The 13,522-nt window shown below is 63.3% G+C and carries 17 protein-coding genes; 13 read left to right on the forward strand and 4 right to left on the reverse strand.

Annotation, left to right across the window (positions count from 1 at the left end):
* The first annotated feature begins 55 nt into the window (after positions 1-55).
* Both ubiE and ubiB read left to right on the forward strand, forming a co-directional pair.
* The gene (ubiE, locus tag ACO07D_RS05780) at positions 56-805 is read left to right on the forward strand and encodes a bifunctional demethylmenaquinone methyltransferase/2-methoxy-6-polyprenyl-1,4-benzoquinol methylase UbiE (protein WP_421701998.1); all 750 of its coding nucleotides are present in this window, start codon (positions 56-58) and stop codon (positions 803-805) included.
* 1 nt (position 806) lies between these two features.
* Positions 807-2,336 (forward strand): 2-polyprenylphenol 6-hydroxylase, encoded by a 1,530-nt coding sequence (ubiB, locus tag ACO07D_RS05785; RefSeq protein ID WP_421701999.1) that lies wholly within the window; start codon positions 807-809, stop codon positions 2,334-2,336.
* Here ubiB and ACO07D_RS05790 read toward each other — a convergent pair.
* The 3 genes from ACO07D_RS05790 to ACO07D_RS05800 form a co-directional block, all read right to left on the reverse strand.
* Positions 2,322-3,203, reverse strand: coding sequence for a phosphotransferase (locus ACO07D_RS05790; protein WP_421702000.1), 882 nt, complete (start codon positions 3,201-3,203; stop codon positions 2,322-2,324). The genes ubiB and ACO07D_RS05790 overlap by 15 nt on opposite strands.
* Before the next feature lie 75 nt (positions 3,204-3,278).
* Entirely contained in the window at positions 3,279-3,956 is a 678-nt protein-coding gene (locus ACO07D_RS05795) for a flagellar hook capping FlgD N-terminal domain-containing protein (RefSeq protein WP_421702001.1), read from the reverse strand.
* 10 nt (positions 3,957-3,966) lie between these two features.
* Positions 3,967-4,407: a flagellar hook-length control protein FliK gene (locus ACO07D_RS05800; RefSeq protein ID WP_421702002.1), complete on the reverse strand. Its 441-nt coding sequence runs from the start codon at positions 4,405-4,407 to the stop codon at positions 3,967-3,969.
* Between the two features lie 1,716 nt (positions 4,408-6,123).
* Between ACO07D_RS05800 and ACO07D_RS05805 the strand changes: the two genes are divergently transcribed.
* The 6 genes from ACO07D_RS05805 (at position 6,124) to ACO07D_RS05830 (ending at position 9,979) form a co-directional block, all read left to right on the forward strand.
* Positions 6,124-6,408: a rod-binding protein gene (locus ACO07D_RS05805; RefSeq protein WP_421702003.1), complete on the forward strand. Its 285-nt coding sequence runs from the start codon at positions 6,124-6,126 to the stop codon at positions 6,406-6,408.
* Entirely contained in the window at positions 6,395-6,757 is a 363-nt protein-coding gene (locus tag ACO07D_RS05810; RefSeq protein WP_421702004.1) for a hypothetical protein, read from the forward strand. Before ACO07D_RS05805 ends, ACO07D_RS05810 begins: the two co-directional genes overlap by 14 nt.
* Positions 6,758-6,984: 227 nt before the next feature.
* Positions 6,985-8,322, forward strand: coding sequence for a flagellin (locus tag ACO07D_RS05815; protein ID WP_421702005.1), 1,338 nt, complete (start codon positions 6,985-6,987; stop codon positions 8,320-8,322).
* 99 nt (positions 8,323-8,421) lie between these two features.
* The gene (gene flaF, locus ACO07D_RS05820; protein ID WP_421702006.1) at positions 8,422-8,784 is read left to right on the forward strand and encodes a flagellar biosynthesis regulator FlaF; all 363 of its coding nucleotides are present in this window, start codon (positions 8,422-8,424) and stop codon (positions 8,782-8,784) included.
* Positions 8,781-9,182 carry a flagellar biosynthesis repressor FlbT gene (flbT, locus tag ACO07D_RS05825; protein ID WP_421702007.1) on the forward strand — a complete coding sequence of 134 codons (402 nt, stop codon included), beginning with the start codon at positions 8,781-8,783 and terminating at the stop codon, positions 9,180-9,182. The genes flaF and flbT overlap by 4 nt, the downstream gene beginning before the upstream one ends.
* A complete protein-coding gene (locus ACO07D_RS05830; RefSeq protein WP_421702008.1) occupies positions 9,179-9,979 on the forward strand; it encodes a DUF1217 domain-containing protein in 801 nt (266 codons plus the stop codon). The genes flbT and ACO07D_RS05830 overlap by 4 nt, the downstream gene beginning before the upstream one ends.
* Before the next feature lie 27 nt (positions 9,980-10,006).
* Here ACO07D_RS05830 and ACO07D_RS05835 read toward each other — a convergent pair whose 3' ends face one another.
* Positions 10,007-11,344: a FliI/YscN family ATPase gene (locus ACO07D_RS05835; RefSeq protein WP_421702009.1), complete on the reverse strand. Its 1,338-nt coding sequence runs from the start codon at positions 11,342-11,344 to the stop codon at positions 10,007-10,009.
* A gap of 84 nt (positions 11,345-11,428) precedes the next feature.
* Here ACO07D_RS05835 and ACO07D_RS05840 point away from each other — a divergent pair, with 84 nt between their 5' ends.
* Genes ACO07D_RS05840 through ACO07D_RS05860 form a run of 5 tightly spaced genes read left to right on the forward strand, consistent with a single transcriptional unit; the run spans position 11,429 to position 13,519 of the window.
* Entirely contained in the window at positions 11,429-11,821 is a 393-nt protein-coding gene (locus ACO07D_RS05840) for a FlgB family protein (RefSeq protein WP_421702010.1), read from the forward strand.
* 11 nt (positions 11,822-11,832) lie between these two features.
* The gene (flgC, locus tag ACO07D_RS05845) at positions 11,833-12,225 is read left to right on the forward strand and encodes a flagellar basal body rod protein FlgC (RefSeq protein ID WP_421702011.1); all 393 of its coding nucleotides are present in this window, start codon (positions 11,833-11,835) and stop codon (positions 12,223-12,225) included.
* Between the two features lie 11 nt (positions 12,226-12,236).
* Positions 12,237-12,530, forward strand: coding sequence for a flagellar hook-basal body complex protein FliE (gene fliE / locus ACO07D_RS05850; protein ID WP_421702012.1), 294 nt, complete (start codon positions 12,237-12,239; stop codon positions 12,528-12,530).
* Positions 12,527-12,796 carry a flagellar biosynthetic protein FliQ gene (locus tag ACO07D_RS05855; protein WP_421702013.1) on the forward strand — a complete coding sequence of 90 codons (270 nt, stop codon included), beginning with the start codon at positions 12,527-12,529 and terminating at the stop codon, positions 12,794-12,796. Before fliE ends, ACO07D_RS05855 begins: the two co-directional genes overlap by 4 nt.
* A 3-nt stretch (positions 12,797-12,799) precedes the next feature.
* Positions 12,800-13,519: a flagellar hook-basal body complex protein gene (locus ACO07D_RS05860; protein ID WP_421702014.1), complete on the forward strand. Its 720-nt coding sequence runs from the start codon at positions 12,800-12,802 to the stop codon at positions 13,517-13,519.
* The last annotated feature ends 3 nt before the right edge of the window (positions 13,520-13,522 follow it).

Genomic DNA, 13,522 nt, shown 5'->3' on the forward strand with positions numbered 1-13,522 from the left:
ATATACGCCACTGTCCAGCCACGGTATACAGGTCGAAAAAATCGGGAACCTCAAGATGTCCGGCGAAGATAAAACCACCCATTTCGGTTTCCAGACCGTGCCCGAGTCGGAAAAGGCCGGCAAGGTGCATGGGGTCTTTACCAATGTGGCCTCGAAATACGACATCATGAACGATGTCATGTCGGTCGGCATTCACCGCATCTGGAAAGAGGCGATGATGGACTGGCTTGCCCCGCGCAATGGCCAACGCCTGCTGGACGTGGCGGGCGGCACCGGGGACGTGTCCTTCAAGTTCCTTGGCCGCGCGCCGGAGGCTTCTGCAGTGGTCTGCGACATGACCGAAAGCATGTTGGTCGAGGGGCGCAAACGCGCCGAAGCGGGACAGAAGGCCGACAAGCTCGACTGGGTCGTGGGCGACGCCATGGCGCTGCCGTTCGAGGACAACAGCTTCGACCGCTACACGATCAGCTTCGGCATCCGCAACGTGACCCGCATTCCCGACGCCCTGGCCGAGGCCCACCGCGTGCTGCGCCCCGGTGGCCGCCTGATGGTGCTGGAGTTCAGCCAGCTGCCCAATGACGGCATGCAGAAGCTTTATGACCTCTATTCCTTCAACATCATTCCGAAGATGGGCAAGGTGATCGCGGATGATGCGGACAGCTACCAGTATCTGGTTGAAAGCATTCGCAAATTCCCGGATCAGGAAACCTTCGCGACCATGATCCGCACCGCCGGGTTCGAGAACGTGAAATACCGCAACCTGTCGATGGGCATTGCCGCGCTGCATTCGGGCTGGAAGATCTGAGATGAAGGGTCCGCACAATATCTGGCGCCTGATCCGCACCGGCGCCACCTTTCAGCGCACCGGCGCCATGGGCGTGGTCCTGGACGCGCTGGACGCCCCGCCGCAGCTACGCCTGGCCGCCCGCATCATCGGATTTCCCTTTGCCTGGCTCGGCAAGAAGGGTGACCCGGACCTGCCGCCGGTGACCCGCGCCATTACCGCGCTGGGACCCGCCTACATCAAGTTCGGTCAGATCCTGTCGACACGGCCCGACGTGGTCGGCGCCGAGCTGGCCGATCAGCTGCAATACCTGCAGGACAAGCTACCGCCCTTCCCCACGGATGTGGCGCGCAAGATGATCGAGGAAGAGCTCGGCCGCCCGGTCGACGAGATGTTCACCGAGTTCTCGGAACCCGTCGCCGCCGCCTCCATCGCGCAGGTACACCGCGCGCGCCTGGCCGTGGACGGGTCCGAAGTGGCCGTGAAAGTGCTGCGCCCCAAGATCGAACGCGCCTTCCGTACTGACCTCGACGCCTTCCATTTCTCGGCCGCAGTGATCGAATTCCTGCTGCCCCAGACCCGCCGCCTGCGCCCGCAGGACGTGGTCGCGCATTTCGAAAGCGTGGTCATGGGCGAGCTGGACCTGCGGCTGGAAAGCGCCTCGGCCAGTGAATTTGCCGAGAACACCCAGGGTGATGAAGGCTTCGTCGTGCCCCAGGTACGCTGGGGTCATTCCGGCAAGACGGTAATGACGCTGGGCTGGGGCGAAGGCATCCCGGCCAACAAGCTTGATGACATCCGTGCCTCGGGCTTGGACATGGACCGGCTGGGCGAACGCGTGCTGCAGCTGTTCCTGTCCCACGCCTTGCGCGACGGGCTGTTTCACGGCGACATGCACCAGGGCAACCTGAAATTCGCCCCGAACGGCGATATCATCGCGCTTGATTTCGGCATCATGGGCCGGATCGACGAATACACCCGACGGGTCTATGCGGAAATCCTCTATGGTTTCATCATGCGTGACTACACCCGCGTGGCCGAGGTGCATTTCGAGGCCGGCTACGTGCCCGCCGACCGCGATGTCGAGGAATTCGCGCGTGCCCTGCGCGCCGTGGGCGAGCCGATCTTCGGCATGGATGCGACGCAGATTTCGATGGGGCGCCTGCTGAACTATCTGTTTGAAGTGACCGAGAAATTCGGCATGGAGACGCGAACCGAATTGATCCTGCTTCAGCGCACCATGGTGGTGGTCGAAGGGGTCGCGCGGTCTCTGAACCCGCATATCAACATCTGGCAGGTCGCCAAGCCGGTGGTGGAAAGCTACATCACCAACTCGATCGGGCCGAAGGCTTTGCTGACGGACCTGGCGAAGACCGCGCGCGTGCTGGCCCGGTTCGGCCCGCGCCTGCCTGCCCTGGCCGAGGCCGCGCTGATCGCACAATCCATGCCCGAGCCCGAACCCGACCGGGCCCGCCCGCTGCGTGCCATGGCTTACGTGGCCCTGGGCGGCGGGCTGTCGCTGGCGGCGGTCTGGATCTCAACCCTGCTCTGAGGCGGCCAGCTCCAACGGCATGGCGGGCGCATAGGCCGCATCGCCGTGATGCGCCTTCCACAGGCAATAGGCGGCCATGCGCCAGTGAAACAGCGGCGCGAGCGCCCGGTAGCGCCGGGCGAGCTGCGGGTCGCCATAGGCCTCCAGGAAAGCCGTCACCTGGTCCGCCGACAGCGGCGCGTTTCCATTCACCCTCTGCATGGCGGGCGAGAGGAACAGCGCCAGGTCCAGGCAGGGATCACCAATCGCCGGACATTGCCAGTCGATCAAGGTCAGCTGGTCGCCCCCTTGCAGGATGTTGCCGGGGATCGGATCACCGTGCAGAAACGCCGCGCCCTGCAAAGCGGCATGGGCGGTGGGCGCAGGGGGAAGCGCGCCCATCGCACCAATCTGCGCCAACATCGCGCGCCCCTGTTCGATCAGCCCGGTGGCGTCCGGCAAGGCCCGCGGAAGGGCACGGGGCGGCGGGGCATCATGCAACTGCCTGAGCAGGCGGGCCACAGCGGTTGGATCGGTGGCCCACGGCTGACCGGATACATGACGATAGAGCAGACTGTCCCCCAGCGCGGTGCGCGACGAGGCCACCGGCTCCGGCGCAATGCCCTGGCCGGACAACACCCTCAGCGCGGCCCATTCGGCCGCCGGATCATTGGCAAAGAGCGGCGTGGCCGCATCCGGCAGGAAAAGCTTGCAGACCAGCGGGTCTGCATCCCCATCTATGCGCCAGATCGGGTTGGTGCGGCCGCCGGACAGGGGGGTCCAGACCGCATCGGCCGTGACGCGACCTGCCACCTGCCAATGGCGTTTCAGTGCGGCGGGCGCTTCGGCCGACGGGCCGGGAAGGTCATGGGATCGGGTGTCAGGCACGGGCGCATCCTGCGGGTTGAGCGTCGCGCCACGCTACGCGGCTCACTCCGGCGACACAAGCGCCCGACCGCGACCTCAGACCGGATCACGTAGCGCGGTGATGTCATCCGCATCCACCCGCGCACCGCCTTCCAGCACCAGGTACATGGAGCTGCCTTCGGTCTGGATCTCGGCCACCCGCGCGTAGCTTTCCATCGTGTCGGTGGAGATATGCACACCGTTGCCATAGGTCTCCAGTTCAAATTTGTAGACCCCTTCAGGCAGCGGATCGCCATCTTCGTCCACACCGGCCCAGGTGATCGGCTCGTCCGAGACGGGAACGCTCGTGCGGCTGACCACGGCGCCGGTCGAGTCTGTCACCACCAGATAGGCAAGGTCCGCCGCTGCCGGCGGCTTCGCGTTCAACTCGATCGGGCTGCCGTCGAAATGCACTGGGGCGGCCACCCGCGCCTCTTTGCCGACCCAGCTAGCGAGGTCCGCCATGCCCATCACGCCCAATTGCCCGGCCAGGTCCTTGAGCAAATCATTGGTCTGCACCTGCTGCTCAACCCCGGAGAACGTTGCCAGCTGCACCGCATAGTCGGTCGATTCAACCGGGTTGAGCGGATCTTGGTTTTCCAGCTGAGCGGTCAGCATGGTCAGAAAGGTCTCGAAATCCGAGGTGATCATCGAGGCATCGTTCTGCGTTTGGGTCTGGGATTGACCCGTTGCGCCGCCGAAACCAGCGACAGATGAATTGGAGGTCACGTCCATGTTTCTCTCCCTACAAACGAATGTCGATCCCGCCGCTCGCCGTCAGGCGCAGGCGCGCGGGGTCGGGGTGGGTTGGAGTGGAGGGGGTCGCGGTGCCTCCCTCCTGTTCAAAACTCGAAAGCGCCGTGTCGAGAGCGTCTTTGCCTTGGGCGTCCCCTTGAGCATCGCCCCCCTGGTTGAAATCAAAGCTGACATTCTCATAGCCGATCTCGCGCAGCTCCTGGGCCAACGCATCGATATGGCGGCGCAGAAGGTCCAGGGTTTCCGGGCGTTCGGCATTGACCGCAACGGCCATCGACCCACCGTCAACGGTAAAGGTCAGGCGCAGGCGGCCCAGCTCTTCGGGGCTGAGGGTCAACTCCACCGGGCGGTCGGGCATCATGCGGGCGACATCTGCCACCTGTTGCGCCAGGTGGCGGGGCAGATCAGCGCGGGCAGACAGGGTGTCCATTTTGCTGGAGGGAAGATCCATGCCTTTCAGTTCAAGCGGCGCAAGCTCCGCATCGCCTGCCTCCCCTACCCGACGCTCGCCAACCTCAGCGGTGGAGAAGATCGGGGCCGCCACCGACGGCGGGGCAGCCATGGTCGCGGGGATCGCCTGTGTCGCAGATGTGTTTTCCACCTGGCGACGGGTCTGATCAGCGGCCGGGGTGGGAGCGGGTTCCGCAACCTCGCCAGGAATGAACGTCTCCGACGCTCCGGGCCTGCCGCGGCCGCTGGGCTGCTGCACCTGCGCCCTGGCAGCCAATATGCCTGAAGCCTCCCCTCCCCGCACTCCTGTCGGCACGTCCGCGGGCTGGGCGGTACCAGCCCCTTGTTCGGATTCATGTACAAAGGCGCCCCTCATTTCCCACGGCTGCGGGACAGGGGCGCTCTTCGTTTGCGCATCGGCCACGGGCACCGCGGCCATGCTCGGGCGTGCCTCAGCCGTAGTCGCCGGGTGAATTGGCTGAACTTGTGGCATGCGCGTGTCGGCTTGAGGGGCTTGCGGAGCCAAGGGGCCGGAGGGAACCTGTCCCCTTTCCTGCGGAACCGAAGTCGGCTTGAGGGGTAAAGCCTGCGCAACCGCCTCACCTTCGACAGGGTTTACCGCTCGCGTTGGGACATGTGCCCGGGGTGGATTCGCTTCCATTTGCACAGCACCAGGCAACTGAGCCATTTCACGCGGCTGCGCTTGAAGGATGTCGTGCGTGATTGGCACCTGTGCCGCTTGATCACGCACAGGGGCAGAAGCTGAGCCGAACCTGTCTGCGGGGGGCTGAGCCACAAGGGTTTCAATACCCTGCACCGGGGGCTGCGGGGGCAGCTGTGTCGGCACGACCTTTGCCATCCCGGCGGTTACCCCCTCTTGCCCCAGAGGACGGCCGGAAACCTCCACGACCACCTGTGATGTGATCGCCTCCCCGGAGGGCGCGCGAATCACCTCAGCATTCAAGGCGGCGGCTGGATCGCCAGGGTCTTGGTTGATTTCACCCATCTCGTTCGTCGGTGACGCCAAGACTCCAGATAGCCCGACCGCTGTCACGACTGAATCAGTGGTCGGAGCAGGTTGCAGCCGTGCGCGGTCAGGCTCCAGCACCGGACCATCCGCTTCTGGCAAGCTGCCATCAGGCAACCACCCATCCATGTCCCCACGCAGGACAGGGACCTCTGCCTGAGGTTCAGAGATCGGCCGCCTCAATCGTGTTCCGTCGGCGGAGTTCACGGCCTCCACAACCCCACTCACAAAGGATCCTCGTGAAAATTCAGGGGTCTGAGAATTGAAGATCGGGCCAGTGGCTGCAGGATCGGCATTCGGAAACACCCCGTCCCCCCCGACCAGTTCGGACAGGTCGGCCGCGACAGATTCGGGCCCGGCCTGGGCGGACATGGGCAGGTTCGTCAGCAACGAACCTTCGGGCAGAGCGGGTTGCATGCCTGTGCCTTGTTCTATCGCCATGATGGATAGGAAAGACACCTCCCCTTCCTGCGTCCCGGCAACAGGAACGGCATACCCACCGCCTCCCGACTCATCGGGGGAAGCAGGCGCGAAAATCGGCATGGCGATCTGCATGTTCATCTCCGGGTATTCTGACTCCGTTGGCTGATCATAGGCAGATCCGGGTTACCGCTTTCTTTACTCCCGCGGGTCATAGTGGGGGAAATCGAAGCAATCGAAGGAAACGCCATGTCGTCGATTTCCCCGGTATCCGCAGGGGCACCCCAGGCGCCCACGCGGGATGACAAACTGATGCAGGCCGCCAAGGACCTGGAGGCAAACTTCCTGGCCGAATTGCTTAAGAGTGCAGGGCTGGGCAAGACGCCGGAGCTGTTCGGCGGCGGCAGCGGCGAGGATCAATTCGGGTCTTTCCTGCGCATGGCCCAGGCAGAACAGATGGTCTACGCCGGAGGTATCGGCCTGGCGGAAAGCCTGTTTGAAGCATTGAAGGAGCGCGCCGATGGGGCTGTTTAAACCCACACCATTGGATGCCGCGCTGGAGCGGCTTCTTGACCAGGAGCGGCAGTTGATTCTGTCTGGCCGCATCGAGGCACTGGCGCAGATCTCGGCAGAGAAGGAACGTTTGCTGGCCCGGCTTGGGCAATCCCACGGAGGGGTGCACGCGCTTGATCACCTGCGGCAAAAGGCGGATCGAAATCAACAGCTTCTGATGGCGGTGGCCCGAGGCGTGCGCACCGTGTCGCGCCGTCTTGATGCGCTCAAGGCACAGCAGAGCGGACGCGCACGGTTTTCGACCTATGACCAGGGTGGGCGCTCGGCCCAATTGACCCCGGGCAAGTCGAAATTCGAACGGCGTGCCTGATCCCGGGCAGGAGGCCAGCGCAATCCCTCAAATTCGAAACATTCCAGAGGCAGGTCTTAGGGTTCTTTTAGCACTTCGCTTTCAGGCTGTGCTTGCATCCAGAGGGGGTGGCGCGGACCGGCCAAGCCTGAATGTCCGTAGCGGTCAGAACGGCCATGAACCTGCTCTTGAAGGGCAGAAAATCAAACTCGGCGCGAACGCGCTGAAAAGACTGAAGGAACTAGTCAATGTCCAGCATTCTGACCAACAACAGCGCGATGGTGGCGCTGCAGACGCTGAAATCCATCAACTCGAACCTGCAAGATACGCAGTCGCAGATCTCGACCGGCAAGAAAATCGGGTCGGCGAAAGACAACGCTGCGGTCTGGGCCATCTCAAAAGTCATGGAATCCGACGTTCAAGGCTTCAAGGGCATCTCGGAAAGCCTGTCGCTTGGTGAATCGACCATCGCGGTGGCGCAGAACGCCTCGGAAACCGTGACCGACCTGCTGACCCAGATGAAGAGCAAGATCGTTGCCGCGCAGGAAGAGAACGTCGATCGTTCGAAACTGCAAACCGACATCGCCGCCCTGCGCGACCAGATCGGTTCGGTTGTCAACGCTGCGCAGTTCAACGGTCTGAACCTGATCGATGGCACCAGCACCGACTCCATGGATGTTCTGGCTTCGCTTGACCGCGACTCGTCGGGCGGCGTCACCGCCCGCCACATCGCCGTCGACCGTCAGAACCTGTCGGTGACCACGCCGGTGACCTCGGCCGCGTTCGGCACGACCGACCCGGCTGACCAGGCCGCGGCCAACGCGCTGATCCAGGCGGCTGCGAACAACACCCAGTTCGATGACGCGGCGTTCGACCCGACCTCACCGGTCGCGACAATTGCCGACGGCGGCACTCTGACCTTTACCATCGGATCTGTCAGCGAAGGCGACAGCTACCAGGTGATCCTGGATGATGTAAACGTCAATGTTTCCGGTGGCGGCACCTCGCTTGGCCAACGCACGTTCGAATATGTGGCCGGCGCCAATGATGGTACCGCTGACGTCGCGCAGCAGTTGACCTCGCAGATCAGCGCCTTCTTCGCGGCGGCCACCGGTTCGACCGAGGCCTACTCGATCGCACAGGGTACTGGCAGCAACACCAACCAGTTCACCATTACCAATGGGGCTGGCGGTGTTACGGACGCCATCAATGTCGGCGTGCGGGCACAAACCGGCGGTACACCGGGGACCACGACCTCGTCCGGTGGTCTGGGCGCGTTGCAGACCATCGACGTGACCACGGACTCCGGTGCAACCGGCGCGTTGACGGCCATCGAAGGTCTGATCGGCCAGTCGATCGACGCAGCTGCCGCCTTCGGTTCGGCCCAGGGCCGGATCGAAACGCAAAGCAACTTCATCTCGACGCTGTCGGACTCGCTGACCTCCGGGATCGGTGCCCTGGTTGACGCCGATATGGAGGCGACTTCGGCCCGACTGCAGGCGCTGCAGGTGCAGCAGCAGCTTGGCACGCAAGCTCTGTCGATCGCCAACCAAGCGCCGCAGAACATCCTGTCGCTGTTCCGTTAAGGGACCATTGGGCGGGGCGCACAAAAGGGCGCCCCGCCTACCCCTATCGCTCCCTGACTTCAATCGTTAACGGAAGGAAATCCCGTGAACGCTATGAACATGGCCAAAACGGCCTACGCGGCATCACAAAACTCGGTCCGCACCCCACGCGGCATCGAATACGAGGCCTTCGCCCGAATCACACACCGCTTGAAAACCTCGGCCGAGAAAGGTCGCAACGGCTTCGGACAGCTGGCGCAGGCCATTCACGAAAACCGGCGTCTTTGGACCCTGCTGGCCGCCGACGTTTCCGCAACGGACAATGGCCTGCCGGCCGAGCTACGCGCCCGGATCTTCTATCTCTACGAGTTCACGAACCATCATTCCCGCAAGGTTCTGCAAGACCCCGAAGAGGTCGCTGTTCTCGTTGAAATCAATACTGCCATCATGCGTGGTCTGAAACAGAAGGCAGAAGCGGCATGAGCGGTCTTGTCCTGAAACTCGGCCCCAAGGAACGGGTCCTCATCAATGGGGCGGTGATCGAAAACGGCGACCGCCGGTCGCGCCTGTCGATCGTGACCCCCAATGCCAACATCCTGCGCCTGCGCGACGCAATCCACCCGGAAGAGGTGAATACCCCGGTCCGACGCGTCTGTTATATCGCTCAACTCGTCCTGTCCGGTGACGCCGATAAGGAAGAGGCACGCATGCAGCTTCTACGCGGGATCGAACAGCTCAGCCAGGTGCTGACCGACCACGACAGCAGAGTCCAGCTGGATCACGCGACCGAGGCGGTGCTGGAGGATCAGTTCTATCAAGCGCTGAAAGCATTGCGGTCTCTGCTGCCGCGTGAGGAACGGCTGATGGCTGCGGCGTCATGACTTATCAACCGGTCATACCCTATGGCGGCATGGCCGGTTGGGCCTTCCTGCAACGCACCCAGGAGGCCCAGCAGGATGCCTTCGAGGATAGCCCGGTGATCCAGCGCGACACCGACTACTTTCTTGAAAACATCGGCAAAATCGACACGGCCGAGCAGCTGGTGAATGACCGCCGGTTGCTCAGCGTGGCCCTCGGGGCATTCGGTCTCGACGAGGATATCGACAGCAAATACTTCATTCGCAAGGTGCTCGAAGACGGCACCCTGGATCCGGAGGCGCTGTCCAACAAGCTGGCGGACAAACGCTATCTCGACTTTTCCCAAGCCTTCGGGTTCGGTGACTACGGCATCCCAAGCACCAAGGTTAGTGATTTCGCGACAGAGATCGTCGATGCCTATAAGGAGCGGCAATTCGAGATTGCCGTTGGCGATCAGGACACCGATATGCGGCTCATGATGAGCCTTGATCGCGACCTGGGCGACATCGTTGACAGGCAGACCTCAGACGCCGGGAAATGGTATTCGGTCATGGGCAACCCTGCGCTTCGATCCGTTTTCGAAACCGCGTTCAGTTTGCCCAGCTCCTTTGCTGCGCTGGATGTGGATGATCAGCTCGTGCGGTTCCAGGAAAAGGCCGAGGCCTATTTCGGGGACAGTTCTGTGGATCAGTTCGGTGATCCGCAGAGGATGGAAGAGCTTACCCGCCTCTACCTGGCAAAGTCGCAACTCAACAACGGGTTCACCACTTTGTCTGGCGGGTCAATTGCCTTGACCCTTCTGCAGAACGCCTTCGGCTGACTGAAGACGCACGCGCCCGCACCGTTATCAGTCAGGCTTCTCTGGAGTTTCAGCAACCATGCAGGCACCCAGACGGCGGAAGCTGGCCTGGATATTGTCCCACTCATCCTCTGCCAGGAACCCATCCAGCTTCGGCCAAGCCTGTATAGCCGCGTCCAGCGCCGGATCGGTGCCCGCAGAATAAAGCCCCGCCTGGATCATCATCTCAGACCGGTCATAGGCCCCCAACCGCTGGCGGGCTGCCGAAATGAGCGCGTTCTCGGCCTCCGACGCGCAACCAGGTAAGGCGCGGGAGACTGAACGCAATAGATCGATGGCCGGGAAACGCCCGCGTTCGGCAATCTTGCGATCCAGTACCACGTGCCCGTCCAGCACCCCGCGCAGAATATCGGCAACCGGTTCTTCCATATCAGATCCGGCAACCAGCACCGAATAGATTGCGGTGATGTCGCCCGCCGTTCCCGTGCCGGGGCCGGACCGCTCACAGAGCGAGGTGATTTGGTGAGTTGTCGACGGGGGGAATCCGCGCAGGGACCCACCCTCGCCAGAGGCCAAGGCAATCTCACGATGCGCTTCGGCGAAACGGGTCACCGAGTCAGCCAGCAGCAACACGTGCTTGCCCTGGTCGCGGAAATGCTCTGCCACGGCCATCGTGGCCCAGCCACAGCGTCGCCGCACCAGCGGTGACTGATCCGAGGTCGCGGCCACCACAACCGCACGTTTCATGCCCTCAGGGCCCAGCACACGTTCGACGAACTCACGCACCTCGCGGCCGCGTTCGCCGATCAACCCGATCACGACAACATCCGCATGCACCCCGCGCGCGAGCTTGGCGAGCAGGGTGGATTTGCCCACGCCGGAGCCCGCGAAAAGCCCGATCCGCTGCCCGCGTACCAGGGGCAACAGCGTATTGAACACGGCCATGCCGGTCTCCAGCCGTGCACCCAGCACGCGCCGTTCGGTCGGGTTCATCGACACACCACGCAGGGGACGCGGTTCGGCCCCGCGTAAGATCGGCCGTCCGTCAAGCGCCTGGCCGAACGGGTCGATCACCCGACCGATCCAACTGTCATCCGGCGCAATCTGGTTGGCCCCACGCAGGGACACGGCCGCGCCGATCTGCAACCCTTCGACATCGCCATCGGGCAGCACGGTCACCGTATCGGCAGAGAGGTTCAGCACCTCCCCCAATCGTCCCTTTCCCTCGGGGGGACCGATTTCCACCAGGTCACCCTGTGCCGCGACATCGGACAGGCCGGACACTTCCAGGGTGCCGCGCCCGATCGCGACCACGCGCCCGATGTCACGCACGGGGCGCACGGCAGCCACTTCTGCGGTCAGCTGGTCGAAACCGATTGTCTGCATTTCCGGGTCTCCTGTCTGTCTGAAACCCTTTCTAAAGGAATCAGGGTTAAGCCTTGGTTGAAGCCAATCGAGGGAGAAGCCCCGATGTTCGACAAACTGGAAATTTTTCGCATGAGCCAGGGACTGGCCATGCATGCCGCCAAACGACAGTCGACGATCGCGCAGAATGTCGCGAATGCAGACACGCCCGGCTACCGCGCACGGGACATGGCGTCCTTTGCCGACACCTATGCGCCGCAGCAGACCGATGGCATGCGCGCCACGCGTGCGGGGCATCTGAACACCGCCAGCGGTCCGCACAACGTGGTCGAGGCACGCGAAGTGCTGCGCCCAGGCGCGGCCTCGCCCAATGGCAACACCGTTTCCCTGGAAACCGAAATCATGGCCTCCGCTTCCGCCAAGGGCGATCACGACCTGGCGCTGGGGGTCTATCAGAGCTCGCTGCGAATCATGCGCGCGAGCCTGGGCAAGCAGTGAGGGGGTGACGCATGAGTGACTTTCGCGCCTCCACCGCTGCATCGGCCTCGGGCATGCAGGCCCAGGCCAATCGCCTGCGCCATGTCTCGGAAAACATCGCCAATGTGGACACGCCCGGCTACCGCCGCAAGATCGTGTCCTTCGACCAGGTGCTCGACGGTGGTCGGGCGACCGGTCAGGTGGAAACCGGCCCGTTGAAACTGGATCAAGGCGCCCTGCCGCAGATCTATGACCCCTCGCACCCGATGGCGAATGAAACCGGCTACTACGATGGATCGAATGTCGATCTGGTGGTCGAAATCGCGGACGCGCGCGAAGCGCAGCGTTCTTACGAGGCGAACCTCAAGATGTTCGATCAGGCGCGTCAGATGAAGCGCAGCCTGCTCGATCTTCTCCGCAGATAGGAGGGTCCAGAATGGACATCAAATCCGCATTTGCCGCACAAGGCTATGCCGCAACCCGTCCGGCCACGGCGCCAAAGCCGCAGACCGGTGGCTCGGACGGGCCCGATTTCGCCGGGGTCGCGCGCGACTTTGCCCAGACCATCCGCGAGGGTGAGCAGACCGCAATGGCCGCCATGGCCGGCGACGCCGACCCGCACGCACTGGTCCAGGCCCTGGCACAGACCGAGCTGGCGGTCGAAACCGCCGTCACCGTGCGTAACAAGGTGGTCGAGGCCTACCAGGAAATCCTGAGGATGCCGGTATGATGGACGAGGTCATCTTCTACGACACGCTGCGCGCCGGGCTCTGGAACGCGGTGCTGATCGCACTGCCGATCCTGACCGTCGCTCTGGTCGCGGGCGTCGCGGTGGGCCTGTTCCAGGCGCTGACCTCGATCCAGGAGATGACCCTGACCTTCGTGCCGAAACTGGCCGCGATCCTCGCCGTGTTCTGGGTTTCGATGGGGTTCATGACCGAAACCCTGGTCGGCTTCTTCCAGACCACCGTCATCACGCTGATCGCAGGAGGGTAGGACATGGACAATGCCGGTTACACCACCCTGACCCGCCAATCGGGCTTGCTGCGCGAAATGCAGAGCGTGGCGAACAATATCGCCAACTCCGCCACCACCGGGTATCGCGCGCAGAACGTGATCTTTTCCGAATTCGTCAAGGCGCTGGAGCCGGGCGACCCGTCGCTGTCGATGGCCACGGCGAACGCCCATTCAATCAACCTGATCCAAGGTGGCCTGACACAGACCAATGGCACATTCGACTTCGCAATCGAGGGCGAGGGCTTCTTCATGGTCGAGGGACCGCAGGGGCCACTTCTGACCCGCGCGGGATCCTTCACGCCGAACGAGGCCGGGGAGCTGGCCACCCCGGACGGGCTGCGCCTTCTGGATCTGGGCGGCGCGCCGATCTTTGCGCCACCGGATGCCGCCAGTATTTCCGTCGCCGCCGATGGCACCCTGTCCGCCGATGGCCGCCCCCTGACCCAGATCGGCCTGTTCCTGCCCGCCGATCCGACCGACCTGCAATATCGCGACGGAGTGCGGTTCGAAGCCCCCGGCGGCACCGAGCCGGTGGTCGAGGGGGCCGCCATCCTGCAAGGTTACGTCGAAGGGTCCAACGTCGATCCCGTCAGCGAAATCGCCCGCATGATCGAGGTCCAGCGCTCCTACGAGCTGGGCCAGACCTTCCTGGAACGCGAGGACGAGCGCATCCGCTCCGTCTCGCAAACCGTCATCAAGTAAAGG

Source organism: Aliiroseovarius sp., assembly GCF_965228805.1.
Classification (GTDB): Bacteria; Pseudomonadota; Alphaproteobacteria; order Rhodobacterales; family Rhodobacteraceae; genus JASBTN01.